General features: G+C 72.6%; 24 protein-coding genes and 1 pseudogene. 8 read left to right on the top strand and 17 right to left on the bottom strand.

The window, feature by feature from the left end:
• Positions 1 to 19 precede the first annotated feature (19 nt).
• The 6 genes from QSK39_RS23890 to QSK39_RS23865 form a co-directional block, all read right to left on the bottom strand.
• The gene (locus QSK39_RS23890; RefSeq protein ID WP_285480049.1) at positions 20 to 592 is read right to left on the bottom strand and encodes a TetR/AcrR family transcriptional regulator; all 573 of its coding nucleotides are present in this window, start codon (positions 590 to 592) and stop codon (positions 20 to 22) included.
• A complete protein-coding gene (locus QSK39_RS23885) occupies positions 589 to 2,484 on the bottom strand; it encodes a YhgE/Pip family protein (protein ID WP_285480048.1) in 1,896 nt (631 codons plus the stop codon). The genes QSK39_RS23890 and QSK39_RS23885 overlap by 4 nt, the downstream gene beginning before the upstream one ends.
• Positions 2,481 to 3,170: an ABC transporter ATP-binding protein gene (locus tag QSK39_RS23880; RefSeq protein WP_285480047.1), complete on the bottom strand. Its 690-nt coding sequence runs from the start codon at positions 3,168 to 3,170 to the stop codon at positions 2,481 to 2,483. Before QSK39_RS23880 ends, QSK39_RS23885 begins: the two co-directional genes overlap by 4 nt.
• 164 nt (positions 3,171 to 3,334) lie before the next feature.
• Entirely contained in the window at positions 3,335 to 4,255 is a 921-nt protein-coding gene (locus QSK39_RS23875) for a GNAT family N-acetyltransferase (RefSeq protein ID WP_285480046.1), read from the bottom strand.
• Between the two features lie 23 nt (positions 4,256 to 4,278).
• Entirely contained in the window at positions 4,279 to 5,190 is a 912-nt protein-coding gene (locus QSK39_RS23870; protein WP_285480045.1) for a GNAT family N-acetyltransferase, read from the bottom strand.
• Positions 5,187 to 6,038, bottom strand: coding sequence for a class I SAM-dependent methyltransferase (locus tag QSK39_RS23865; protein WP_285480044.1), 852 nt, complete (start codon positions 6,036 to 6,038; stop codon positions 5,187 to 5,189). Before QSK39_RS23865 ends, QSK39_RS23870 begins: the two co-directional genes overlap by 4 nt.
• 304 nt (positions 6,039 to 6,342) lie before the next feature.
• Between QSK39_RS23865 and rpsA the strand changes: the two genes are divergently transcribed.
• Positions 6,343 to 7,842 (top strand): 30S ribosomal protein S1, encoded by a 1,500-nt coding sequence (gene rpsA / locus QSK39_RS23860; protein ID WP_285480043.1) that lies wholly within the window; start codon positions 6,343 to 6,345, stop codon positions 7,840 to 7,842.
• 473 nt (positions 7,843 to 8,315) lie between these two features.
• On the opposite strand, the gene QSK39_RS23855 is transcribed toward rpsA, so the two are convergent.
• The gene (locus QSK39_RS23855; RefSeq protein ID WP_285480894.1) at positions 8,316 to 8,930 is read right to left on the bottom strand and encodes a TetR/AcrR family transcriptional regulator; all 615 of its coding nucleotides are present in this window, start codon (positions 8,928 to 8,930) and stop codon (positions 8,316 to 8,318) included.
• A gap of 181 nt (positions 8,931 to 9,111) precedes the next feature.
• Between QSK39_RS23855 and QSK39_RS23850 the strand changes: the two genes are divergently transcribed.
• A complete protein-coding gene (locus tag QSK39_RS23850; protein ID WP_285480042.1) occupies positions 9,112 to 9,732 on the top strand; it encodes an HD domain-containing protein in 621 nt (206 codons plus the stop codon).
• 4 nt (positions 9,733 to 9,736) lie between these two features.
• Positions 9,737 to 10,183 carry an OsmC family protein gene (locus tag QSK39_RS23845; RefSeq protein ID WP_285480041.1) on the top strand — a complete coding sequence of 149 codons (447 nt, stop codon included), beginning with the start codon at positions 9,737 to 9,739 and terminating at the stop codon, positions 10,181 to 10,183.
• A gap of 178 nt (positions 10,184 to 10,361) precedes the next feature.
• Here QSK39_RS23845 and QSK39_RS23840 read toward each other — a convergent pair whose 3' ends face one another.
• The gene (locus QSK39_RS23840) at positions 10,362 to 10,616 is read right to left on the bottom strand and encodes a hypothetical protein (protein ID WP_285480040.1); all 255 of its coding nucleotides are present in this window, start codon (positions 10,614 to 10,616) and stop codon (positions 10,362 to 10,364) included.
• A gap of 138 nt (positions 10,617 to 10,754) precedes the next feature.
• Positions 10,755 to 10,988, bottom strand: a complete 234-nt coding sequence (locus QSK39_RS23835; protein ID WP_285480039.1) for a hypothetical protein — start codon at positions 10,986 to 10,988, stop codon at positions 10,755 to 10,757.
• A gap of 143 nt (positions 10,989 to 11,131) precedes the next feature.
• Between QSK39_RS23835 and coaE the strand changes: the two genes are divergently transcribed.
• Complete coding sequence (gene coaE, locus QSK39_RS23830) at positions 11,132 to 12,316, top strand: dephospho-CoA kinase (RefSeq protein ID WP_285480038.1); 1,185 nt, start codon at positions 11,132 to 11,134, stop codon at positions 12,314 to 12,316.
• Here the strand turns inward: coaE and QSK39_RS23825 are convergent.
• The 7 genes from QSK39_RS23825 to QSK39_RS23795 all read right to left on the bottom strand — a co-directional run bounded on the left by QSK39_RS23825 (position 12,313) and on the right by QSK39_RS23795 (position 19,597).
• Entirely contained in the window at positions 12,313 to 12,936 is a 624-nt protein-coding gene (locus QSK39_RS23825; protein ID WP_285480037.1) for a response regulator, read from the bottom strand. The genes coaE and QSK39_RS23825 overlap by 4 nt on opposite strands.
• Entirely contained in the window at positions 12,933 to 14,204 is a 1,272-nt protein-coding gene (locus QSK39_RS23820; RefSeq protein WP_285480036.1) for a sensor histidine kinase, read from the bottom strand. The genes QSK39_RS23825 and QSK39_RS23820 overlap by 4 nt, the downstream gene beginning before the upstream one ends.
• A complete protein-coding gene (locus QSK39_RS23815; protein WP_285480035.1) occupies positions 14,201 to 15,709 on the bottom strand; it encodes a glycosyltransferase family 39 protein in 1,509 nt (502 codons plus the stop codon). Before QSK39_RS23815 ends, QSK39_RS23820 begins: the two co-directional genes overlap by 4 nt.
• A 96-nt stretch (positions 15,710 to 15,805) precedes the next feature.
• Positions 15,806 to 17,311: an ArnT family glycosyltransferase gene (locus QSK39_RS23810; protein ID WP_285480034.1), complete on the bottom strand. Its 1,506-nt coding sequence runs from the start codon at positions 17,309 to 17,311 to the stop codon at positions 15,806 to 15,808.
• Positions 17,302 to 18,045 (bottom strand): ABC transporter permease, encoded by a 744-nt coding sequence (locus QSK39_RS23805; protein ID WP_285480033.1) that lies wholly within the window; start codon positions 18,043 to 18,045, stop codon positions 17,302 to 17,304. Before QSK39_RS23805 ends, QSK39_RS23810 begins: the two co-directional genes overlap by 10 nt.
• A 10-nt stretch (positions 18,046 to 18,055) precedes the next feature.
• Positions 18,056 to 18,961, bottom strand: coding sequence for an ABC transporter ATP-binding protein (locus QSK39_RS23800; protein WP_285480032.1), 906 nt, complete (start codon positions 18,959 to 18,961; stop codon positions 18,056 to 18,058).
• Between the two features lie 117 nt (positions 18,962 to 19,078).
• Positions 19,079 to 19,597 (bottom strand): ribonuclease FAU-1 family protein, encoded by a 519-nt coding sequence (locus tag QSK39_RS23795; RefSeq protein WP_285480031.1) that lies wholly within the window; start codon positions 19,595 to 19,597, stop codon positions 19,079 to 19,081.
• Between the two features lie 105 nt (positions 19,598 to 19,702).
• On the opposite strand from QSK39_RS23795, the pseudogene QSK39_RS53305 reads away from it, so the two are divergent.
• From QSK39_RS53305 to QSK39_RS23775, 4 genes and pseudogenes are all read left to right on the top strand, one after another.
• A pseudogene (locus QSK39_RS53305) lies at positions 19,703 to 20,722 on the top strand (DUF5685 family protein); the annotation flags it as partial.
• A 720-nt stretch (positions 20,723 to 21,442) separates the two neighbouring features.
• Positions 21,443 to 22,048 carry a carboxymuconolactone decarboxylase family protein gene (locus tag QSK39_RS23785; RefSeq protein ID WP_285480029.1) on the top strand — a complete coding sequence of 202 codons (606 nt, stop codon included), beginning with the start codon at positions 21,443 to 21,445 and terminating at the stop codon, positions 22,046 to 22,048.
• A gap of 46 nt (positions 22,049 to 22,094) precedes the next feature.
• A complete protein-coding gene (gene uvrB / locus QSK39_RS23780) occupies positions 22,095 to 24,251 on the top strand; it encodes an excinuclease ABC subunit UvrB (RefSeq protein ID WP_285480028.1) in 2,157 nt (718 codons plus the stop codon).
• Between the two features lie 144 nt (positions 24,252 to 24,395).
• Complete coding sequence (locus QSK39_RS23775; protein ID WP_285480027.1) at positions 24,396 to 24,743, top strand: MmcQ/YjbR family DNA-binding protein; 348 nt, start codon at positions 24,396 to 24,398, stop codon at positions 24,741 to 24,743.
• On the opposite strand, the gene QSK39_RS23770 is transcribed toward QSK39_RS23775, so the two are convergent.
• Complete coding sequence (locus QSK39_RS23770) at positions 24,740 to 25,129, bottom strand: VOC family protein (protein ID WP_285480026.1); 390 nt, start codon at positions 25,127 to 25,129, stop codon at positions 24,740 to 24,742. The two genes, QSK39_RS23775 and QSK39_RS23770, sit on opposite strands and share 4 nt — an antisense overlap.
• Between the last annotated feature and the right edge of the window lie 23 nt (positions 25,130 to 25,152).

The following is a 25,152-nucleotide window of genomic DNA, read 5'->3' as shown; positions in this document are numbered from 1 at the left end:
ACCGCCCCCGCGAACCCGCCTAGCGACGCCCCAAGCCGCGGATCAGGACCATCACCGCTTCCCGCACCTCACCCCGCGTGCGCTGCGGCCCGAACACCTGCCAGTCCAATGCCACCACCAGCATCGTGCCGAACAGCCCGGCCGCCGCCGTCGGGATCTGGACTCCCTCCGGCAGCCGGCCGGCGTCGTCCAAGCGGGACAACTGCTGCTTCACGATCGAGATGATCTCCTCGCGCAGCAACGAAAGCGTGTCGTGCCACTGGCCCGGCGTCCGCCACAGCTCGCTCACCAGGATCTGCGAGAACCCCGGGTACTGGGCGATGAACTCCAAGGTCACGTCGACCTGCGACTCGATCACGTCGAGCGGATCCGCGTCCGAGACCGCGGCGCGCAGCCGCCCGGCCAGCATGTCCACTCCGTACCGCAGAAGGCCATCGACCAGGCCGTCCTTCGAGCCGAAGTTGTAGTAGACCGTGCCCTTCGCGACGCCGGCTTCGGCCGCGATGTCGTCGACCGTCAGCCCGACCAGGCCCCGGCTCTTCGAGAGCCGCAGGGTGGCCTCGAAGAGCTTCTGCTTCGTCGCGCCGCTCACAGGCTCAGCTCGGGCTTGAGCGCCGACACCGTCCAAACGCGACGTTTGCGCGCGGCCAGCGTGGACACCAGGACTCCACCTGCCAAGTAGGCCAGCAGCACGCCGATGTCTCCCAGGATCTGCACGGTGGCGCCACTGTAGAACAGGTGCCGGAAGCCGTCGATCGCGTACCCCATCGGCAGCACCACGTGCAGCGGGTACAGCGCGTCCGGGATGGTCTGCCACGGGAACGTCCCGCCCGCGCTGACCAGCTGCAGCACCAGCAGCACCAGCCCGAGGAACTTGCCGACCGCGCCGAAGAACGCGTTGAGCGCGTGCACCACCGACGTGAACGTCAGCGACACGAGCAGGGCGAACCCGATCGCCCCCAGCGGGTGCGCGATGTGGATGCCGACCAGCCACGTCACCGCGCCGAACAGCACGATCACCTGGGCCATGCCGAGCAACGCCGACGACAGCCAGCCGCCGACCGCGACCCGGAATGGCGCCGCGCCCGCGGTCAGCGCCCGCGTCGAGAGCGGCCGCAGGATCAGGAACAGCACGAACGCGCCGATCCACGTCGCCAGCGAGATGAAGAACGGCGCGAGCCCGGCGCCGTACGTCCCCGCCGACGCCTCGCCGTTGGCGTTCACCGCCACCGGGTCGGCGATGGTGTTGGCCGTCGCCGAGCGGGTCGGGTCGTCCGGGTTCGGGATCTCCTTGAGCCCGGCCGCAAGCCCGTCGCGCAGCTTCACCGCGCCGTCGGCCAGCTGGTTCGTGCCGTTGACGGCGGTCTTCTCACCGTCGTTGAGCTGCGCAGCGCCGTCCTTCAGCTGGTTCGCGCCGTCGGACGCCTGCGCGATGCCGTTCGCCAGCTGCGGCGACGCGGCGGCGAGCTTGGCCGCGCCGTCGGAGACCTGCCGGGCGCCGTCGGCCAGCTTCGCGAGGTCGCCGTTGGCCTGCTGGATCTTGCTGTTCGCCTGGTCGACCGGGGCGCGCAGCTGGTCCGCGCGCGCCACGATCGCCGTGATCTGGTCCTCCGGCACCCCGGCGTTGCGGAGATCGGTCTGCAGCTGGGTGCGGTAGGAGTCGAGCTTGCCCTGGATGCCGGACGACGCCGTGGCCGCGAGCGACGCCGCGTCGGCGACCTTCTGGTCCCCGGCCGCCACCTGCGAAGCGCCGTCGGCCAGCTTCTGCGTCTGCGACGGCAGGTCCGCGGTGCTGCTCTTGAGCGTGCCGAGGCCGGTCGCCAGCGTCGACGAGCCGTCCGCGAGCTTGGCGGCGCCGTCGGCCAGCTGCTGCTGCCCGGACTTCAGCTGGGTGGCGCCGTCGGCGAGCTGGGACGCCCCGGTCGAGGCCTCCTGGATCTTGGCGTAGATCGTGGAAAAGCCGACCAGGAACCGGTCCGCGGCCTCGCTGCCGACCTTCTCCGCGATCGTCTTGCGCACCTGCTCGGCCACCTGCTTGGCGATGGTGCCGGACAGGTAGTTGTTGGCGTCGTTGGTGGTCAGCGTGATCGTCGCCTGCTGCGGCTGGAACGTGCCGACGCCCAGCAGGGCGGCGGAGAACCCGCTGGGGATGCCGATCGCGAAGGAGTACCTGTCGTCGCGGACGCCGTCGCGGGCCTCCTGCTCGGACACCTCGTGCCACTGGAAGGTGCCGGACTTGACCAACTCGTCGGTGACCTCGCGGCCGACGTTGCGCTGCTGGCCGCTCGCGTCCTGCGCGCCGGTGTCGCTGGTGAAGACGGCGGCGGGCAGCTTGTCGAGCCTGCCGTACGGGTCGTAGTTCGCGTAGAGGTAGAAGGACGCGTAGAGCAGCGGCACCAGCACGAGCGCGACCAGCGCGAGCTTCGGCATCGTGCCGGTGGACAGCCGCCGCAGTTCGTTGCGGGCGATCCGGAAGGCGTTCATTCGGAAACTCCGTCAGTGCTCTCGGGGAGCTCTTCGGTGGGGGCGGGTTCGGGGGAGTGGTGCTGCGGCTCGGGCTGTTCGGCCGCGCCGAGGCGCGCGGGTGTGAAGGGCAGCGCGGACAACGGCGTCGTCGCGGCCAGCACCACGACGGCCAGGCCGCGCTCGGCCTGCTCGCGCGCCAGCCCGGCCCAGCTGTCGACGTCGCTGGTGTGCCGGTCGGGGGTGTCGAGGACGAGCAGCCGCACGCCCTCGCGCTCGGCGGCCAGCTCGGTCAGCAGGCGCGTGCGCAGCGCCGGGGCGAGGTTCTCGAACCGCGTGCCCGCGAACGGCGCGGCGTCGTGCCCGGCGAGCCAGCGGGCGACGTCCTCCTTGCCCGCCGGGCGGTGGGCGAGCGCGAGCTCCTCGCCGACGACCACGCGCAGGGGCAGGGCGTCGTCGGGTTCGCTGACGCCGGGGGCGTCGACGATCGCGACGAGCTCGGGCAGCCCGGCGTCGGTGCCTTCGGCGTGCACCGTGCCGGTGGTCGGCTTCAGCCGGCCGGCCAGTGCCAGGCCGAACGCGGTGACGCCGACGCCGGGTTCGCCGTGCACGATCGCCAGGTCGCCCTCGCCGACGGTCAGCGAGGTGGGCGGTAACAAAGGGCCGTGGTGTCCTTCGAGGGACACCCGATCGGCGCGGACCTGCACGGTTACTCCAGCGTCGGGAACTTTTGAACTGACCGGTCAGTGCAAAAGCTAGTCCTCGCGGAAGGGGGCGGCAAGATCACCGGACGCACGTCACACCCGTGGGTGACTTTCGCATCCCACGGCTCGCGGCGCCGCCCGGCGAACCCGGTCGGGGGAGGGTCCGCTCAGCGCAGCGCCGACGCCGGGCGCACTTCCCAGCTGGTCCACAGTGGACGGTAGCCCTGCCGGTGCCAGAACACCGAGGCCAGCGGGTTGGTCGGGTTGTAGTAGAGGTAGGTGCGGGTGGCGCCGCCCCGGTGCAGCTCCCGGTGCACGTGGGCCATCAGCGCCCGGCCGAACCCGCCGCCGCGCTCGCCGGGCGCCGTCACCACGTTGTTCACGTACCCCCAGCGTCCCGGCGGCAGCAGCTCGGCTGCCGCGCTCCCCGGCGTCGCGTCGAGCCACGCGCAGTGCGCGAGCGCGCGGACCTCGCCGGCTTCCTCGGCCAGCCACACCGCCGGTTCGTCCTCGGCCAGCGCGGCCCGCAGGGAGGGGGCGAGCAGTTCGGCCGTGTTCTCCCGGCGCGCCGCGGCCACGAGGCCGGTGTAGTCGAACGTCGCGGTGGCCAGCTCCAGCGCCGCGGCGAAGTCGTCGGGGCCGGCCCGGCGGACGGCGACCGCCGGGTCCGGCTCGGCCGGGGGTGCCGTGCGCACGCCGACCGCGGAGAGCGGGACGAGACCGTGGTCGAGGAAAGCCCGGATCGCCTCGGCGTCCCGGCTGGGCCAGAGGACGACGCACGACGAATCGTCGTCGATCTCCTCGCCCTCCAGCACGCCCTTGAGCGCGCGAAGCAGGAGATCGACGCCTTCGGTGCCGGTGGCGCCGAAGTACGGGAAGAGCTGCCAGACGTCGGCGGCCGCCCACAGCGTCGTGACGTCGCCGGGGGCCGCGCGGTGCCGCTGCAGCACGCCGGCGACCCGGGTGCCGTCCGCGGTCGCGGCGTCCAGCCGCCGTCCCTCGGCCGGGGGCGCGGCGGGCGGCAGCAGCGCGTCGACCGCCGCGAAGCGCGCGCGGTGGGCGGCGAGCAGCGGCTCGGCGATGTCCATGGATCCCCCTGGTGGTGTCTCGGTCAGGACCAGGCGGGGCGCCGGATCCACATCGTCCACAGTGGACGGTAACCCTGCCGGTGCCAGAACACCGGCGAGAGCGGGTTCGCCGGGTGGTAGAAGAGGAACGTACCGCGCACCTCCTGCCGGAGCAGCTCGCGATGGGCCACCGCCATCAGCGCGCGGCCCACGCCGCCGCCCCGCGCACCGGGCGCGACCGACAGCGTGTCGACGTACCCCCAGCGGCCCGGCCGCAGCCGGCCGTGGATGCCGTCGCCCGGCGCGGGCGAGGCCACCGCGCACGCGGCGAGGCCCACCGGGACGCCGTCGTCTTCGGCGAGCCAGACCCGGCCGCTGAAGCGCAGCGCGCGGACGACCTCCGCGCGCAGCAGCTTCCGCGCGCCGGCCCGCGGCACCGCCGTGCCGACCAGCGACGTGTACCGCCATTCCGCCACGCGCAGGTCGGTGAGGGCCTCGACGTCGCCCTCCCCGGCGAGGCGGACGGTCACCCGCGAAGGCCCCTCGCCGGTGGGCGGCTCGGGCGGCCGCACCGCCAGGCACGTCATCGGCGCGAAGCCGTGGGCCAGCAGGACCGCCGACGTCTCGGCGTCGCGGCTCGGCCAGGCCAGCGAGCAGCCCGAGTCCGGATCGGGCCGCGTCCCGCGCAGCCGCTCGCGCCAGGCCCCCAGCAGCGCGGTCAGGCCCGCGGCGCCGCTGTCGCCCGGCACCGCGGTCAGGTCCCAGATCTCCAGCGGGCCCCACAGCGCGGGCCACGCCCCCGGCGCGTGCACGACGTGCGTCAGCAGGCCGCCCGCCCGCCGCCCGCCGGCGGCGACCACCAGCGGCTCGCTCGCCGACGGCGGGGCGGCGATCGGCGGCAGCAGCGGATCGAGCGCGGCGAACCGCGCGTTCTGCTCCTTTTCCAGGGGGTTCACGAGCGGCGCGTGCGGAAGATCGCCGTGCCCGGGAAGAGGCGGCCCCGCAGCGGGCTCCACTGGCCCCAGACCCGCGTGTGCCCTTCCGGCCACTCGGGCTCGACCAGGTCGGTGAGGGTGAACCCGGCCGCGGCCAGCGCGCGCACGTAGTCGCCGAGGGTGTGGTGGTACTCGACGTAGGTCGCGGTGCCCTCGTCGTCGACCTCCACGTACGGCGTGCGGTCGAAGTACGGCTGGGTGACGGTGAGGCCCTGCGGGCCGGGGTCGTCCGGGAAGATCCACCGCATCGGGTGGGTCACCGAGAACACCCACGGCGCACCCGGCCGCAGCACCCGGTGCACCTCGGCGAAGACAGCGTCCACAGAGGCCACGAACGGGATCGCGCCGAAGGCCGAGCAGGCCGCGTCGAAGCTGCCGGACGCCAGCGGCAGGTACTCGGCGTTCGCCTGCACGAGCGGGACGTCGGCGCCGGTGCGCTCGTTGCCCTCGCGGGCGTGGCGCAGCATGCCGGCGGACAGGTCGGTCGCGACGGCACGGGCACCCTGGGCCGCCAGCCAGCGCGAGCACGCGGCCTGCCCGCAGCCGACCTCCAGCACGCGCTTGCCGCGGACGTCGCCGAGCAGCCGCGCGTCGGCCTCCCGCACGCCTTCCGGGCACCAGACGAAGTCGGCGTCGCCGAGGAACCCGCCGTGTTCGGCCTGGTAGTCGTCGGCGTCGGCGTCCCACCACGCGAGGTTCGCGGCGGCGGCTTCGGGGCCCCCGACCTCGCGGTAGGCGACGGCCGCGGTGCCCAGCCGGTGCTCGGCCGCGTCGTGGCGCCCCGGCGCGGGCGGCTCCTCCGGTGGCATGATGGTGGTCTCCGGTCCCTGCGTCCTGGTGCGTGCGGTTTGCTTCCGCGAGGACCTTAGCGACCGAGGGGGACCCTGATTGTGCCGCCTAGCGGCCGCCGCGTAGGATAAGTGTTAGCGCAGTGGGTTCGCGCTGCCTTCCGCTCAGCTTTCCTGGTCGGGCTTCGGGTCGCGCACCGTTATGCGGGTCATGCCGCGGTCGTTCACTGGTGGACGTTTGCTCGCAGGGTCGTCGCATGTCGCAGGAGCCCATCGCGCCGACAACTGCCAACCCTCGATCCCATCCACCGGAGCAACCCGCCTAATGACCACCGACACCGCCACCGCCCCGACCGCCCCCACCGGGGCCCCGCAGGTCGCCATCAACGACATCGGGTCGGAGGAAGATTTCCTCGCGGCTATCGACAAGACGATCAAGTACTTCAACGACGGCGACATCGTCGAAGGCACGATCGTCAAGGTCGACCGCGACGAGGTCCTGCTCGACATCGGCTACAAGACCGAGGGCGTCATCCCCTCGCGTGAGCTGTCCATCAAGCACGATGTCGACCCGGCTGAGGTTGTCACCGTCGGCGATGAGGTCGAAGCCCTGGTTCTCCAGAAGGAGGACAAGGAAGGCCGTCTGATCCTGTCCAAGAAGCGCGCGCAGTACGAGCGCGCCTGGGGCACGATCGAGGAGCTCAAGGAGAAGGACGAGCCCGTCAAGGGCACCGTCATCGAGGTCGTCAAGGGCGGCCTCATCCTGGACATCGGCCTGCGCGGCTTCCTCCCCGCGTCCCTGGTCGAGATGCGCCGCGTCCGCGACCTGCAGCCGTACGTCGGCCGCGAGCTCGAGGCGAAGATCATCGAGCTGGACAAGAACCGCAACAACGTGGTCCTGTCCCGCCGCGCCTACCTGGAGCAGACCCAGTCCGAGGTGCGCAGCGAGTTCCTCAACGCGCTCGCCAAGGGTCAGGTCCGCAAGGGCGTCGTGTCGTCCATCGTCAACTTCGGTGCCTTCGTGGACCTGGGTGGCGTCGACGGCCTGGTGCACGTTTCCGAGCTGTCCTGGAAGCACATCGACCACCCGTCCGAGGTCGTCGAGGTCGGCCAGGAGGTCACGGTCGAGGTCCTGGACGTCGACATGGATCGCGAGCGCGTCTCGCTGTCGCTGAAGGCGACCCAGGAAGACCCGTGGCGCCAGTTCGCCCGCACCCACGCGATCGGCCAGATCGTGCCGGGCAAGGTCACCAAGCTGGTTCCGTTCGGTGCGTTCGTGCGCGTCGAAGAGGGCATCGAGGGCCTGGTCCACATCTCGGAGCTGGCCGAGCGCCACGTGGAGATCCCGGAGCAGGTCGTCCAGGTCAACGGCGACGTCATGGTCAAGGTCATCGACATCGACCTCGAGCGCCGTCGCATCTCGCTGTCGCTGAAGCAGGCGAACGAGGGTGTCACGCCGGACACCGAGTTCGACCCGGCCCAGTACGGCATGGCCGCCGAGTACGACACCGAGGGGAACTACATTTACCCCGAGGGCTTCGACCCGGACACCCAGGAGTGGCAGGAAGGCTTCGACAAGCAGCGTGAGGAGTGGGAGCGCCAGTACGCCGAGGCGCACACTCGTTACGAGGCCCACATGAAGCAGGTCCAGAAGGCCGTCGAGGCCGACGCGGAAGCCGCGGCGGACGCGGCGACCGGCATCGAGAGCGGTGCGGAAAGCTACACCTCGGGTTCGGCCCCGGCCGACACGAAGAGCAGCGGCGGCACCCTCGCCTCCGACGAGCAGCTCGCGGCGCTCCGCGAGAAGCTCTCCGGCGGTGCGTGAGCAGTAACGCTCTGAGCTGACAGCGAACCCCCGGTCCCGAGTGGACCGGGGGTTCGCTGCATTCCCGGCCCGAGTCCGGTTCGGCGCTGCCGCTCGGCCAGGTCCGGTGCGGCGGCGGTTTCGGCCGGCCTCGGATTGGCTTGCGGCCCGGCCCGGCCGGGCCGGGCCGGCCCGGCTTGCGCGGCGGCGCTGCTCGGCCAGGTCCGGTGCGGCGGCGGTTTCGGCCGGGCTCGGTCTGGCTTGCGGCCCGGCCCGGCTTGCACGGCGGCGCTGCTCGGCCAGGTCCGGTGCGGCGGCGGTTTCGGCCGGGCTCGGTCTGGCTTGCGGCCCGGCCCGGCTTGCGCAGCGGCGCTGCTCGGCCAGATCCGGCGCGGCCGCGGTTCCGGCCGGGATTCGGCTGCGGTCGCAGGCGCCGCCCGAGCGACCCGATGCCGCATCGGGTGCGTGGCCAAGCGGCCGAACCTTCGTCCGCCTCAGCGGTTGCGCAGGTCCAAGCCGGCCATCATTGCGGTTACTCCGCGGCGGTACATCCGCTCGTTCGCCTCCTCCGTCGGCGGGATGAACCAGCCCGGCAGCGGCGTGCGCGAAGCCAGCATCAGCTCCGCCCCGACCAGGCCGTGCATCGCCGTCCACAGCTGGTACGCCGTCTCGCGGGCGTCTGCCTCCGGTGGGCACACCCGCTGGACCCGGGCGATGAACAGCGCGAACGTCGTCCGCACCACCGCCGACCGCAGCGCCGGGTCCGGGTCGAACCGCGGTACCGGACGCTCGAACATCAGCGCGTAGCGGACCGGGCTCTCCCGGGCGAACAGCCGGTACTCGAGCGCCAGGTGCAGCAGGTCCGCGACCCCGTCCGGGCCCGACGGCGGCAGCCCCTCCAGCAGCTCCCGCAGCGAGTCGAACGTGCGCTCGTACAGCGCGTCGAGCAGGCCCGCGCGGCCGCCGAAGCGGGCGTACACCGAGATCGTCGACGCGCCGGCCGCCTCGGCCACGCCGCGCACCGTCAGCCCCGTGACGCCGCGGTCGAACAGCACCGCCAGTGCCGCGTCCAGGAAGCGCTCGCGGTTGCCCTGCTCGGCGGGGCGCATCGACAGGTGCCTGGTGGCCACGGCGCACCCCCTTCGCGCACAACGACGTCCGGGTGACCCACCCGCAGCAGAAGATACGATATCCGGAGCGTCTTGGGAATGCGCCTGATGTCCGGATGTGCGGGATTCCCGTCCGGTGGACGCATGTCCGTGCATCGCGCGGGCGGGCATCGTCGGCGTCATGACCATCGAAATCCCCGGCACCGCACTCGCCCGCGAAGCCACCGAGTACGTCCGCGACACCGCGGGCCCGCTCCTGTACGACCACTCCGCCCGCGTCTACCGGTTCGGCGCGCTCCAGGGCCGGCGCCGCGGCCTCGGCTTCGACGCCGAGCTGCTCTACGTCGCGGCGCTGTTCCACGACCTCGGGCTCGTCGCCGGCCACCGCACCGACCGCCGCTTCGAGCTCGACGGCGCGGACGAGGCCCGGCGCTTCCTGCTCGGCCACGGCGTCGACGCCGAGCGCGCCCGGGTCGCCTGGACGGCCATCGCGCTGCACACCACCCCGGGCATCCCCGAGCACATGGAACCCGAGGTCGCGCTGGTGACGGCCGGTGTCGAGTACGACGTCCTCGGCATCGGCTACCACGACCTCCCCGTCGCGGAACGGGCCGCGGTCGTGGCGGCGCACCCGCGGCCGGACTTCAAGCGGCGCATCCTCGCGGCCTTCACCGACGGCATCCGTGACCGGCCCGACACGGCGTTCGGGAACGTCAAAGCCGATGTCCTGGCCCGATTCGTGCCAGGCTTCGAGCGCACGGACTTCGTCACCACGATCTTGAACTCACCCTGGGAGGACTGACCGGATGCAGCACCCCGAGCCCGGCACGGTCGTCGTCACCGCGAGCGGCGACGGCACCTACACGCAGCAGGTCACGACGGCGACCCACGAGCTGCTCGTCGACGAACCGGCCGAGGTCGGGGGCGCCGACGCCGGCCCGAACCCGTACGAGCTGCTGCTCGCGTCGCTGGGTTCGTGCACGGCGATCACGCTGCGGATGTACGCGAACCGCAAGGGCATCCCGCTGACCCGGGCGACGATCCGGCTCCGCCACGACCGCATCCACGCGGAGGACTGCGCCAAGTGCGAGACCGAACGCGGCATGCTGAGCCGGATCACGCGCGAGATCGAGCTGGCGGGCGACCTGGACGACGACCAGCGCGCGAAGTTGATGCTGATCGCCGACAAGTGCCCGGTGCACCGGACGCTGTCCTCGGAGATCGCGATCGAGACGCGCGAGATCGGCCGCTGAGGGAAGGGATCTGCCGGGCGGCGCGGGTTGGCTCGGCCGGGAAACCGCCGACTGGGCCTTTGCGAGACCGGCCGCCGGGTGACGCGAGCTTGGCTCAGCCAACGAACAGCCCGGCTCGCCTGGGCTGCTCCTCGGCTCACGTCCTGGCCGAACAGCCCGGCTTGCCCTGGCCGAGCCGTCAGGCGGCTTGGGCGGTCACCGCTCGCGGCCGCACCGTCGCCGTGCCCACCGCCGGGACCCAGATGCGCTCGAGGGCCGCCGCGCGGGCCTTGCGGCGGAGGCCGGCGAAGCTGTGCCTGGCCGGGATCAGCAGGGTGCTGAGCCACGTCCGGCGGTAGTCCGCCAGCGCGTGCGCCACGGTGCGGTGGACCATGCAGTGCACCAGCCCCGGCGTGCCGAGCCGGTGCCTCCCGGCGTGCTTGCTGTCCGCCATCGTTCCTCCGTGTGGGCGACCCTGTCGCGCGCACGGTACGCAGCCGGGCCGGTGAAGGTGAGCAAGCAACGCGGCGTGTCCGGATATCGGTTGAGTCACGCGTCACTATCGCCTTGCGGGTCACCCGTTCGTATGCACTCACGCGGGCGCGGTACTGACCTCGCCTTTCGCGCACATCGTGACGAACGGGATCCACGTGCTCTTCACCGCGTACAGCGTTCGGGACGGCTGGACCTGGACCCGGTAGACACCGGACAGACAGCGTGCGGTCGGTTCGGGCGGCTTCGCCGTCGTGACCTCGGGTACCGCCACGGCCAGCCCGCCCACGCCCAGCAGCACGACCGCCGCCCTGCTGATCTTCGCCATGCTCATGGTCCCTCCCCGTGACCAGGCGGGCCGGCGACCCGCTGCCCGTCGTATCGGAAAACGATTACCCGAGTTACGGGCCAGCCGACCGTGTCACACGAATGGGCGCATCGCCCGACTGCCCGCCCGGCCTGACTAGGGTGATCGGCATGTTGCGCGTGGGGCTGACAGGTGGAATCGGGGCCGGCAAGTCGACCGTGGCGAACCGCCTCGCGGAGCACGGTGCCGTCCTGATCGACTCCGACCGGATCGCCCGTGAGGTGGTCGAACCCGGGACCGAGGGGCTCGCCCGGCTCGTCGAGGAGTTCGGCGAGGAGATCCTGGCCGCCGACGGGTCGCTCGACCGGCCCGCGCTCGCCGCGAAGGCGTTCGCCGACGACGAGTCGCGGCGCCGGCTGAACGCGATCGTGCACCCGCTGGTCGGCGCCCGCACCGGGGAGCTGATGGCCGCCGCCGCGCCGGACGCCGTCGTCGTCCACGACATCCCGCTGCTGGTCGAAGGCGGCCTCGCGACCGCGTACCACCTGGTCGTGGTCGTCGACGCGCCGGTCGAGGTGCGGGTCCGGCGGCTGGTGACGGCGCGGGGCATGGCCGAGGACGACGCGCGGGCCCGGATCCGCGCGCAGGCGAGCGACGAGCAGCGCCGCGCCGTCGCGGACGTCTGGCTGGACAACGGCGGTGCCGAAGACGCGGTGCTCGCCGACGTCGACGCGCTGTGGGCCGACCGGCTCGTGCCGTTCGAGGCGAACGTCCGGCTGCGCCGGCCGCGGCCGCCGGTGTCCCCGAAGATCGCCGAGTACGACCTCACCTGGCCGGCGCAGGCCGAGCGGGTGCTCGCCCGGGTCCGCGCCGCGGCCGGGGACCTCGCCGTCCGTGCCGACCACATCGGCTCCACCGCCGTTCCCGGCCTGCCCGCCAAGGACGTCCTCGACTTCCAGCTCACGGTGGCCACCTTGGCCGACGCGGACACGCTCGAGCAGCTGCTGTCCGACGCCGGGTTCCCGCGCCTGGAGGGTGACTGGGTCGACGACGCCGTGGACGGCACCGGGACCTGGCCCAAGCGCCTGCACGTCGGCGGCGACCCGAAGCGCCCGGTGAACCTGCACGTCCGGTCCGTCGAGACACCCGCGTGGCGGCTCGCGCTGCTGTTCCGCGACTACCTGCGCGCGAACCCGGACGAGCGCGACGACTACCGCGACGTGAAGCTGCGGCTGGCCGGCGAGCACGCCGACGACGGCAACGTCGCGGCCTACGCCGAAGAGAAGCAGGAGTTCGTCCAAGGTGTGTTCGCCCGCGCGGAGAAGTGGGCCGCGACCACCGGCTGGACGCTCTAGGAGCCCAGCAGCCCGCGTTCGAACGCGACCGCCACGGCCGCCGCGCGGTCCTTCACGCCGAGCTTCGCGTAGACGTGGATCAGGTGCGTCTTCACCGTCGCTTCGCTGATGAAGAGCTTCTTCGCCGCTTCCTTGTTCGTCGAGCCGCGCGCGACCAGGGTGAGCACCTCGAGCTCGCGCTGGGACAGCGCCTCCCGCACCGGCTCGCGCATCCGGCCCATCAGCCGGCTGGCGACCGCGGGGGAGAGCACGGCCTCGCCGCGGGCGGCGGCTTCGACCGCGCGGAAGAGGTCCTCGCGCGGGGCGTCCTTGAGCAGGTAGCCCGTCGCGCCGGCCTCGATGGCGGGCAGGACGTCGGAGTCGGTGTCGTAGGTCGTGAGCACCAGGATCCGCGCCGGGTTGCCCAGGCGGGCCAGCTCGGTGATCGCCGCGACGCCGTCGGTGCCCGGCATCCGCAGGTCCATCAGCACGACGTCGGGGCGCAGCCGCTCGGCCACGGCGACGGCCTCGGCACCGTTCGCCGCCTCGCCGACGACCTCGAAACCGCGGCCGGTGAACATGCCGCGCAGCCCGTCGCGGACGATCGGGTGGTCGTCGGCGATGAGCACGGTGATCGTCATGGGGAGGCCTCCGGCAAGGACGGGACGGCGGGCAGGACGGCCGAGATCGCGGTGCCGCCACCGGGTTCGGACTCGACGTGGAGCGTACCGGCGAGCCGCTCGACGCGCCGCCGCATGCCGGGCAGCCCGAAGCCGGCCCCAGGCCCGGGGGTGAACCCGGCGCCGTCGTCGCGGACGTCCAGGGTCACTTCGTCGTCCATGTAGGACAGCGTGAGGCCGACGCGGCCCGCCGCGGCATGCTTGTCCACATTGGACAGAGCTTCCTGGGTGACCCGCAGGATGGTCGACTCGATCTCGGGGTGCAGCGGCCGCGGGTCGCCGGTGGCGGTGAACGCGGCGGGCACGCCGGTCCGCCCGCTCCACCGCGCCGCGACGCCGGCGAGCGCGTCGGGCAGCGACGCGGCGTCCAGGGGCTCGGGGTGCAGCGCGCGCACCGAACGCCGGGCGGCGGTGAGGTTCTCCCGCGCCAGCGCGGTCGCGGAGTCGAGGTGCCGCTGCCGTTCCGCGGGCTCGTCCTCGGCCAGCGCGGCGGCTTCGAGCTGGGTGATGATGCCGGTGAAGCCCTGCGCCAGGGTGTCGTGGATCTCCTGGGCGAGCCGCTGCCGCTCGTCGAGGATCCCGGCTTCGCGGGCCTGGCTGAGCAGTTGCCGTTGCAGGCCTTCGTTTTCCGCGTGGGCCGCCGCGAGGTCGTCGAGCATGCGCCGTCGTTCGTCGTTCTGCCGGGCGACGGCCGCCGACAGCATGCCGCCGCCCCCGATCGCGGCGGTCTGCACGATGACGATCGTGATCCAGATCCCCGGCTTCTCCTGGAGCGCGCGCACCGGCCCGCCGTCGCCGAGGGTGTTGATCAGCAGCGACGTCACCGCGAGCGCGGCGAAGGCGAGCCACGTCGGCCGCAGCCGCATGGCGGAGAAGAACGCGAAGATCATGAAGATCAGGAACGTGACGTCCCGGGATTCGAGGGCGCTGCCCAGCCCGATGACACCGGCGAAGCTCAGCAGGGCGAACGCGGGGTGCTCGCGCAGCCGCGGTCCCGGGAGGTTGATCGTGGCGAGCAGCCAGAGCGCGGCCGCGGCGACCAGCACGCCGGTGAGCACCCACCAGCGGCCGTCGTGCCCGCCGAAGCCCAGGGTGACCAGGGTCGCGGTGGCGAGCAGCGCACCGCCCAGGTACCGCTCGATCCGGCTCAGCAAGGGCTGCCAGCCGGTGGCGGCCTTCGCCGACTCCGGCGGCCACATCGGGCGGCTCCAGTCGACCCGGAAGGTCACGCTCTCATGTCCTTGAGCTGCGGCCAGATCGTCGCCCAGCTCGCGGTCCGGCCGGTGAGCTGCCAGACCGGCATGTGCTCGCTCGCGTTGGCGACGCCGAGCCGGTTGCCGACCTGCCCGGCGATGTGCGCGCTCCCGAAGTACTTCGCGAGCTTCGACGGGTCGTAACCGACGAAGAGCACGGTGTCGGCGTCGTCGGCGGGCCGGCCGAAGTACCAGAAGCCCCGGCTCGGGCTGTAAGCCTCGGGCAGGCCGCGTTCGGGTCCGTAGCGGCCGAGCGCGCCGGCCTGCCAGTAGCCGCCGGTGACGACGGCGGTGCCCGGCGGCGCGGTCCGGTACAGCGCCACGACGTCGTCGGCGAAGTCCGGCCAGCCGATCTCTTCGGCCGCGTAGGCGGGCCGGGGCGCGTCCGGGTGGTCGGCCAGCCAGTGCGCCGGCCAGAGCGGCAGCGTGAACGGCAGGCTGAACAGGGCCGACAGCACGAACACCGGCCAGGTCGGCGCCCACCGCCACCACCGCGCGGGCTCGCGTCCCTCCAGGTGGACCGCGGCCGCGGCCCACAGCACGCCGAACATCCCGGCGGCGTAGTAGTAGCGCCCGTTGGCGATCAGGAACACCGCGACGACGCCCAGCGCCGTCCAGCCCAGGAACCGGTACGGCCGCAGCTGCTTGCTCCCGAGCAGCACGGCCACGCCGTAGAGGACGCCGAGCGCGCCGGTCACCCAGCCGGCGCCGGCCAGGAGGTTCGGGACGAAGCTCTCGCGGCCGCCCGCCGCGTCGACCTCGGCGCCGACCGCGTCGCCCATGCCGAGCTGTGGCCAGCCGTTCGCGCGCTGCCACAGCAGCGTGGGCACCAGCGACGCGGCGGCGATCAGCGCGCCCAGCCACAGCTTCGGGCGGCGCAGCAGCTCCCGCGGCCCGAACCCGAGCACCGCGAGCCCGGCCACCACCCAGAACGCGCCGATGAGCAGCTTGTCGTTGAGCGCCACGGCCGTCACGACGCCGAGCCACACCAGGAGCGAGTCGTTCCGGGTGCGGACCCAGCGGACCAGCAGCCACAGCACGAGCGTCCACAGCAGCGGGTCGATCGTCGACGTCGCCAGGTAGTGGCCGCTGCCGACGAACTGCCCGCAGATCGCGTACGCCGCCGCGGCGCGCGCCTGCGCCTTGCGCCGCCCGCCCAGCTCCCGGGCGATCAGCGCGGTGACGACCACCCCGGCCGCGGTGGCGGCGATCGCCGGCAGCCGGAAGACGACCAGCGAGCCGGGCGCGAGGGTGTTCATCGCCCAGGCCAGGAACGGCACGAGCGGTGGCTGGTCGGCGTAGCCCCACGCCAGGTGCTTCCCGGCGGCGAGGAAGTACAGCTCGTCGCCGAAGTAGCCGTAGCGGCCGGCGGTCAGCAGCAGCGCGGCGGCCGTGCCGAGGGCGAGCAGCGCGACCGGCAGCCGGGCGAACGGGGCGAGGTCGGCTTTCACCTGGCCGGGGGCCGTGGCTACGGCGTCCATCGTGCTCCTTTGTCCTGGGTCGGCGCCGGTCCTTCCCGCACCCTACGGGGGCCCACCCGGCGCCACCGTGCGGATGGTGACGCCGGGCACGTGCCCTCACGTGTGGGTGTTCACCAGCTTCGGCCACAACGCGGACCACGGCTCGGACCGGCCGGTCGCCAGCCACAGCGGCACGCCGTCGAAGGAGCTCGGCTTCGCGGCCCCAGTGGCCACGGTGCCGATCGGCCGTATGTCGGCGAAGTGCCCGAGCAGCGGCTGGGGGTTCGCGCCGACGAACAGCACGTCCGTCGCGCCTTCGGACGGCACCGCGAGTGTCGCGTAGCCCCGGTTCCCGCTGGCCGGCTCGGGCAGGCCGAGGTCAGGGCCGAAGCGGTCGAGCGCACTGGCTTCCCAGTACGTCTCGGTCACCACCGCCGTGCGGTCGCGGCCGGGCAGCCGGGCGAACGCGTCGGCGACCGACCGGGCGCCCTCCGGCCAGCCGATCTCGGCGAAGGCGAACACCGGCGACGGCACCGACGGGTGCTCGGTCAGCCACGCCCGCGGCCAGATCGGCAGCGCGACGGGCAGCACCAGCACCACCGCGAGCACGTAACCGGGCCAGGTCGCGATCCACCGCCACCAGCGCGCCGGCTCCCGGCGTTCGAGCGCGACGGCGGCCATCGCCCAGCAGAGCGGATACATCCCGGCGACGTAGTAGAACCGGCCGTTCACCGCCAGGAACACGACGGTCAGCAGCAGGGTCGTCCAGCCGAGGAAGCGCAGCTCGCGGCTGCGCAGCAACCGCCACAGCCCGTAACAGAGCAGGACGGCGCCGACCGGGAGCCCGGCGGTGAGCAGGGCCGTCGGCAGGAACGTCAGCCGGCCACCCCAGGTCCCGCCGACCTCCTGCGAGATCGCCGCGCCCATGCCCAGCTGCGGCCAGCCCTGCGCGGCCTGCCAGACGAGTGTCGGCACCAGCGCCACCACGGCGATCGCGGCACCGCACCACAACGCGGGCCGGCGCAGGAGTTCGCGGGGACCGCAGACGAGGAGCGCGATCCCGGCGGCCAGCCAGAACCCGCCGATGAGGAACTTCGTGTAGAGCGCGACCGCCGTCACGACGCCGGCCCAGACGAGCAGGCCGTCGGCACGGGTGCGCAGCCACCGGACGAGCAGCCACAGCAGCAGGGTCCACAGGAACGGGTCCACTGTGGACGTCGCCAGGTAGTGCCCGCCCGCCAAGAAGTTCGTCGAGACGGCGAAGGTCGCGGCGGCCAGGGTCTGCGCCTTGGCGCCGCCGCCGAGCTCCCGGGCGATCAGCGCGGTGAGCACGACGCCGCCGAGCATCGCCAGCATCGCGGGGATCCGCAGGACGAACGGCGAGTGCCCGAGCCCGTCCATGACCCTGGCCAGCAAGGGAAGCAGCGGCGGCTGGTCGACGTACCCCCAGGCCAGGTGCCGTCCGGCGGCCAGGAAGTAGAGCTCGTCGCCGAAGTAGCCGTACCGGTTCGCCGTCAGCAGCAACGGGATCGCCATCAGCGTCGCGACGATCGCCACTCCGGCGACGGCGACCGGGGCGACCGGCCGGACCCGGGCCGGCGCGGGTGCGGTCGTCACTCCCATCGGAACACCTTCACCGCGATCGTGGTGCAGCCGACGGCGAAGGCCGCCATCGCGCCGAGCTGCAGCAGTTCCGGGGCGTCGCCGGCCCAGGTGGCGCGCAGCGCGTTGAGCGTCGCCCCGAGCGGCAGGACGTCGGCGACGTGCTGCAGGAAGACCGGCAGCTGCTCCTTCGGCACCCAGACCCCGCCCAGCGCCAGCATCGGGAAGAACAGCGCGCTGCCGATGCCGCTCGCCGCGCGACCGGTCGGCGCCAGGGCCGCCACGAGCAGGCCGACCGAGAACAGCGCGAGCGCGCCGAGGACGATCGAGAGCAGGAAGCCGCCCGGGTTGTCCGGCAACGGGATGCCGAGCACGAGCCCGCCGACGCCCGCGATGAGCAGGACCACGACGACGGCCGCGGCCAGGTTCACCAGCAGCTGCGCGGTGAGCAGCCGGCTCGGCGGCACCGGGCTCGCGGAAAGCCGTTTCAGCAGGCCCTTTTCGCGATAGGTGGCCATCGCGTTCGGGAACAGCGTGAGCGCGAGCATGGCCAGCAGGATGGTGACGGCCATCGGCGCGATCACCGTGGCCAGTGCGCTGTGGCCGCCGTACTTGGGGTCCGGTTGGTTCGCGCCGGGCATGAGCCCGAACACCAGCAGCAACGCGAGCGGGATGCCGACGACGACGGCCGGGGCGCCCGGGTCGCGCAGGAACACCTTGGCCTCGGCGGTGGTCAGCTTGGTCAGGACGGACATGGTTTCCCCTTCACTCCGGCCGGCGGCCGGTGAGCGCGACGAAGGCGTCGTCGAGGCCGGCCTGCTCGACGCGCAGGTCCCCGGCGATCACGTCGAGCCGGGCGAGCAGCGACGTCACCGCGTGCAGCACGTTCCCGCCGCCGCTGACCACGAGACGGTCGCCCTGCCGCTCGGCCTTCCGGACCTCCGGCAGCGCCTCGAACACGCCGGGGTCGAGCGGGGCCGACGGCCGGAACCGCACGACCTGGTCCTCGGCCACCCGCGCGACCAGCCCGGCCGGTGAGTCGATCGCGACGACGCGGCCGGCGTCGATCACCGCGATCCGGTCGCAGAGGCGTTCGGCTTCCGCCATGAAGTGCGTGACCAGCAGGATCGTCACGCCCTGGGCGCGTACGGCCTCGATCAGGTCCCAGGTGTCGCGGCGGGCCTGCGGGTCGAGGCCGGTGGTCAGCTCGTCGAGCACCGCCAGCTCCGGGCTGCCGATCAGCGCGAGCGCGATGGACAGCCGCTGCTGCTGGCCGCCGGAGAGCTTCTTGTACGCCTTGTCGCGGTGTTCGGTGAGCCCGAGCGTGGCGAGCAACGTGTCCGGGTCCGCCGGCGTGCGGTAGAAGGCGGCGTAGAGGTCGAGCAGCTCGCCGACCCGCAGCTTGTCCTGCAGCCGGCCTTCCTGGAGCTGGACGCCGACGCGCTGGCGCAGCTCGGCCCGGTCGCGGCGCGGGTCGAGGCCGAGCACCGCCAGCCGGCCGCCGTCCGGCGTCCGCAGGCCCTCCAGGCACTCGACGGTCGTGGTCTTGCCCGCGCCGTTGGGGCCGAGGATCCCGAAGATCTCGCCGCGCTCGACGGTGAAGGACACGTCGTCGACCGCGACCTTGTCCCCGTACCGCTTGTGGAGGTGCTCGACCTCGATGACCGGCATGGCGCCGTCCCCCTTCTCGATCCGTTTCCGACAGATCGAGAATCCCGCGGTGGCCCGCTCCGGCGCGTCATCAGAACGGTCCGCGGCGCATCCCCCGTTCGGAGGATGCGGCGGGTCCTACGGGTGGCGCCGCCAGGTCAGCGCGATGTCCTTCGTGGACAGCCAGGCGGCGAGGTCGTAGCCGTGCGCGGCCAGCCCTTCCACCGCGGCGTAGGTGGTCTCGAGCGCGAACTGCGCGTCTTCCGCGGTGACGAGACCGGCGGCGTGGGCTTCGAGGAGCTCGTCGGTGTCGATCACCCGCAGCGACAGCTTGTCCTTGAGCACCAGGTCGACGTAGAGGTCGGTGGCGACCCAGCGCGGGCCGTCGCGGCGGACGCGGACGACGTCGAGGTAGAAGTCCTGGTCGCGTTCGTGGCCCGGCGAGAACCAGAAGTCGGTGAACCGCAGGCCGAGCCCGGGCACCAGCCACGACTCGAGGTAGTGGAACTGGGCGCGGCCGGGGGTGGGGCGCGCGAGGTAGAGGCCGAACGGCTCTTCGCGGTATTCGTCGACCTCCCGGCGGATGCCCTTCGGGTCGGTGTTCGCCCGCTCGGCGGGGTCGAAGATCTCGACCTTCGGCGGGTGCAGGTCAGCCATGCGGTCATCCTGCCGGGCAGGTCACGAATCGCGTACACGCGACGCGCGGGCCACACGTTCGGGCTAAAGTGCGCCGACGATCAGGGGGAGCCGAGGGGACTGGGGATGTTCGGGATCATCAGGCCGTGCCGGCACCGGCTGTCCGAAAGCCTGCACGCGGACTGGCTCGCCCATCTTTGCGGGCTGTGCCTCACTTTGCGCGACGAGCACGGGCAGCTCGCCCGCGTCGTCACGAACTACGACGGGCTGATCATCTCGGCGCTGGTCGAGGCGCAGACGCCCCGCGCGGACGGTCGCCGGGCCGCCGGGCCATGCCCCTTGCGGGGGATGCGGACGGCATCGGTGGCGCGCGGCGAGGGTGCCCAGCTCGCGGCGGCGGTGTCGCTGGTGCTGGCCGCGGCGAAGGTGGACGACCACGTCGAGGACCGCGACGGCGCGTTCGGCAGGCGCCCGGTGGCGATGGCCGCCCGGCGGGTCGCGGCCCGATGGACTTCGCAGGGCAGCAGCACCGGCGGCCGGGTCGGGTTCGACACGTCGGTGCTGGTGGAGGCGGTCTCCCGGCAGGGTTCGCTGGAGCATTCTGTGCGCCTCGGTGACTCGGCGCTTGTCGCGACCGAGCCCGCGGAGCTGGCCACCTCGGCGGCCTTCGCGCGGACGGCGGAGCTGGCCGGGCGCCCCGGCAACGTGGCCCCGCTGGCGGAGGCGGGCCGGCTGTTCGGCCGGGTGGCGCACCTGCTGGACGCGGTCGAGGACCACGCGGCGGACGCGGCGGCGGGTGCGTGGAACCCGTTGCGGGCCACGGGAACTTCCTTGGCCGAGGCCCGCCGGTTGTGCGACGACGCGGTGCTCGGGGTGGAGTTGGCGCTGCGGGAAGCGGAGTTCGCACAGCCGGGGCTGGTCCACGCACTGCTGGTCCACGAGCTGCGCCAAGCGGTACGGCGGGCTTTCGGCCACGGTTCGGCGCACGTCCACGGCGCTGGTTCGCCGACCGGCGGCGGCCCGGGCTTGGCTCCCGGTGGTGGCTGGGCGGCCAGCGGCCCGGACTCCGGGCACGGCCCGGCGTCTGGTGGTGGCTCGGCGGCCACTGGCCCGGGCTTCCTGCACGGCCCGGCATCCGGCGGCGGTTCGGCGGCGGATGGCAGTTGGGGCTTCGGGCATGACCTGACCTCTGGTGGCGGCTCGGCCGCCGCCGGATCGGGCTTCGAGCACGGCCCGGCATCCGGTGGCGGCTCGGCCGCCGGCGGCTCGGCGTTCGCGGCCGGCGAACAGGGGCCGGGTGGTCTCGCCGGGCAGCAGCCGCCGCCCGGGTGGATCGGGCCAGGGCCCACGCCTCCGCAGCACCCGCAGCAGCCGCCGCCGGGGTGGATCGGCCGGGGGCCCGCTCCTCAGCAGTACCCGCACCAACCCCCGGGCGCTCCGGGAGCAGGTGGGCCGCAAGGCTTTCCGCCGCCGGGGCCCGTTCCGCCGCCGGGTGCGCCCGGCGGCCGGGGTCCCGGCGGGCCGGGTGGCCCAGGAGGGCCGGGAGGTCCCGGCGGACCTGGAGGCCCCGGCGGCCCGGGCGGCCCCGGCGGACCGGGCGATTCCGGCGGTCCTGAGCCGCTCGACGGCAAGGGTGGCGGGCTCTGGTACCCGAAGTTCGCCGTCCCGCCGAAGAAGCGGAACTTCTTCCTCGGCTGCGCCCTCACTCCCTACATGTGCTGCACCTGCCAGTTCTGCTGCCGCGATCCCTACCCTGGACCGTGGAGCGGGAAACCGCACACGACCGGGGGTTGCGACTGCGGCGGCTGTGACTGCGATTGCGGTTGCTGCGACTGCTGTGACTGCAGTTGCTGAAGGGGGAACGCGATGACGATGGACGACCTGTACGACCGGGGCCGCGAGACGTTCGCCGAGCTGGTCGAGGACGGTGCGAAGCGGCTCGACGCGTTGTTCGCCACCGTCCCGGCGCTGGGTGAGCTGGCGGTCGGCACTGTCTACGGCCACCTGCACGAACGCCCGGCCCTGGACCCCCGGACGCGGGAGGCGGCCACCCTGGCGGCGATCGTCGCGGCGGGGATGGTCGGGCCGCCGCTGAGCGTCCACCTCCGCACCGGCCTCGCCTCGGGACTGTCGCCCGCCGAGGTCTGCGAAGTCGTCGTCCAGACGGCGGCGTTCGCCGGGTTCCCGCGTGCGGTTTCCGCCGCCGACCAGCTGAACCGCCTCTTCGAAGGCCACGGCCTCCCGATCCCGCCGCCGCCGTCACCGCGCGAGGTCGTGCTGGCCTACCTGACCGAACCCCGGGCCGAGGTCGCCGAAGTGCTCGGGGAGTTCCCGCGCACCGAGGTCCAGGCGACCGGACCCGACCGGGTGCTGGTCTCGTGCTTCGGGGACGAGCCCGTGCCCGGCGCCGTCCTGCACTGCGCCGTGACCGGCGGCGAAGTCACCTCCGTCACGGTGTTCCGGCCCCGCTGACCAGGCCCGACGGAAATTGTCGGTGGGTCGGCTTACTCTGGTCGACGTGGCTTTCGCAACCGAACACCCCGTGCTCGCCCAGTCCGACTTCCGCCCGGTCTCGGAGATCCCCCGGACCGGCGGCCGCTTCGAGGTGGTCAGCGACTACCAGCCCGCCGGTGACCAGCCGGCGGCCATCGACGAGCTCGAACGCCGGGTCAGGGCGGGCGAGAAGGACGTCGTGCTCCTGGGCGCCACCGGCACCGGCAAGTCGGCGACCACGGCGTGGCTGATCGAGCGCGTCCAGCGGCCGACCCTGGTGATGGCGCCGAACAAGACCCTCGCCGCGCAGCTGGCGAACGAGCTGCGCGAGCTCTTCCCGCACAACGCGGTCGAATACTTCGTCAGCTACTACGACTACTACCAGCCCGAGGCGTACATCGCGCAGACGGACACCTACATCGAGAAGGACTCGTCGATCAACGACGACGTCGAGCGGCTGCGGCACTCGGCGACGATGAACCTGCTGTCGCGGCGGGACGTCATCGTGGTCGCCTCCGTCTCCTGCATCTACGGCCTGGGCACCCCGCAGTCCTACCTCGACCGGTCGTCGAAGCTGAAGGTCGGCATGCAGCTCGACCGGGACGTCTTCCTCCGGGCGCTGGTGGACGTGCAGTACACGCGCAACGACATCGCCTTCGCGCGCGGCACGTTCCGGGCGCGCGGCGACACGGTCGAGATCATCCCGGCGTACGAGGAGCTGGCGATCCGCGTCGAGTTCTTCGGCGACGAGGTCGAGAAGCTCTACTACCTGCACCCGCTGACCGGGGACATCGTCAAGGAGGTCGACGAGGTCCGCATCTTCCCGGCGACGCACTACGTCGCGGGCCCGGAGCGGATGGAAAAGGCCATCCAGGGCATCGAAAAGGAGCTCGAAGACCGGCTGGCCGAGCTGGAGAAGCAGGGCAAGCTGCTGGAGGCGCAGCGGCTGCGGATGCGTACGGCCTACGACATCGAGATGATGCGCCAGGTCGGGTTCTGCTCCGGCATCGAGAACTACTCGCGGCACATCGACGGCCGCGGGCCGGGCTCCGCGCCGGCGACGCTGATCGACTACTTCCCGGACGACTTCCTGCTGGTCATCGACGAGTCGCACCAGACCGTCCCGCAGATCGGCGGCATGTACGAGGGGGACATGTCCCGCAAGCGCAACCTGGTGGAGTACGGCTTCCGGCTGCCGAGCGCAGTCGACAACCGGCCGCTGACCTGGGAGGAGTTCTCCGACCGGATCGGGCAGACGGTGTACCTGTCGGCGACGCCGGGGCCGTACGAGATGGGCCAGGCGGGCGGCGAGTTCGTCGAGCAGGTCATCCGGCCGACCGGCCTGGTCGACCCGAAGGTGGTCGTGAAGCCGACCGAGGGCCAGATCGACGACCTGGTGCACGAGATCCGCGAGCGCGCGGACAAGGACGAGCGCGTCCTGGTCACCACGCTGACGAAGAAGATGTCCGAGGACCTGACGGACTACCTGCTGGAGCTGGGCATCCGGGTGCGGTACCTGCACTCGGAGGTCGACACGCTGCGCCGGGTGGAGCTGCTGCGGCAGCTGCGGGCGGGCGACTTCGACGTGCTGGTCGGCATCAACCTGCTGCGCGAGGGTCTCGACCTGCCGGAGGTGTCGCTGGTGGCGATCCTGGACGCGGACAAGGAGGGCTTCCTCCGGAGCGGGACGTCCCTGATCCAGACGATCGGCCGCGCGGCGCGAAACGTGTCGGGCGAGGTCCACATGTACGCGGACAAGATCACCGACTCGATGCAGCACGCGATCGAGGAGACGGACCGCCGTCGCGAGAAGCAGGTCGCCTACAACGTGGAGCGAGGCGTCGACCCGCAGCCGCTGCGGAAGAAGATCGCGGACATCCTCGACCGCGTCTACAGCGAGGCGGAGGACACGGAGCAGGTCTCGGTGGGCGGCTCGGGCCGCAACTCCTCCCGCGGCAAGAAGCCGGAGCAGGGCGACCGGGTGCGCAGCTCGGGGATGCTGGTGGACAAGGACGTGTCGGCGATGCCGCGCGCCCAGCTGGCCGACCTGATCCAGCAGATGACGGACCAGATGATGCAGGCGGCGCGCGACCTGCAGTTCGAGCTGGCGGCCCGGCTGCGTGACGAGATCCAGGACCTGAAGAAGGAGCTGAGGGGAATGGACGCGGCGGGGATCAAGTAGGCGAGAGGGGGCGGCGCCGGCCGGGGGCCGGGGCGGCCGAGAGGAAGGCCGGGGGCCGGGGGCGGCCGAGGGGACGGGGCGGTGCCGTCGTGCTCGGCGGTGCGGCCGGCTGCCGGATGGCTTGATCGTGCGGAGGGGAGAGTTGTGAACGTCGAAGCCGTTGTCGCCTACTGCCTCGGGAAGGCCGGGGCCGAGGAGACCTACCCCTTCGGTGATCATGTGCTCGTCGCGAAGGTCGGGGGTAAAGGCTTCGCCTTCATCGGGCAGGACGAACCCGGCAGTGTCGCCGTCAAGTGCGGCTCCACGAAGGACGAAGCTGCCGAGGTTCGGGAGCGCTATCCGGAGTCCGTCACCGTCATGGACTATCTCGGCCGGTACGGCTGGAACCGCGTCCTGCTCGGTGGCGGCGTTCCCGATGCCGAGCTCGAAGAGCTCATCGACGCCTCCTATGACGACGTCGTCCGGCGGCTGCCCCGGGCGAAACGGCCCTAGCTCGGTGCCGGGGCCTCCGCGTCCGGCTGCAGCATGCCGAAGATGTTGCCCTCCGTGTCCTTGACGTACGCCAGCCAGCCGACTCCCGGGACCGGGTTCTTCGGCAGCGCCAGTGTTCCGCCCGCGTCGATCACCGCGTCGAGTGACTGGTCGAGGTCGGTCACGGCGATCGTGTTCACGAATCCGTGGACCGGCGCCGTCTCCTCGGGGGCCGGGCCGACTCGGGGGACCAGCCCGCCGTCGATGCCGTTGCCCTCTCCGGTCGTGATCACCCAGTACGGGATGTCGCCCCAGCGTTCGAACTTCCAGCCGAACACCGCCGTGTAGAAGGCCACCGCGCGTTCGGGGTCGCCCGCGTGGATCTCGAAGTGGACGGGACGAGGCATGCCGCCTCCTCAGGCCGGGCCGT

This window comes from Amycolatopsis sp. NBRC 101858, assembly GCF_030269325.1.
Lineage (GTDB): Bacteria > Actinomycetota > Actinomycetes > Mycobacteriales > Pseudonocardiaceae > Amycolatopsis > Amycolatopsis ponsaeliensis.
This window is presented reverse-complemented; position numbering and strand designations above follow the sequence as displayed.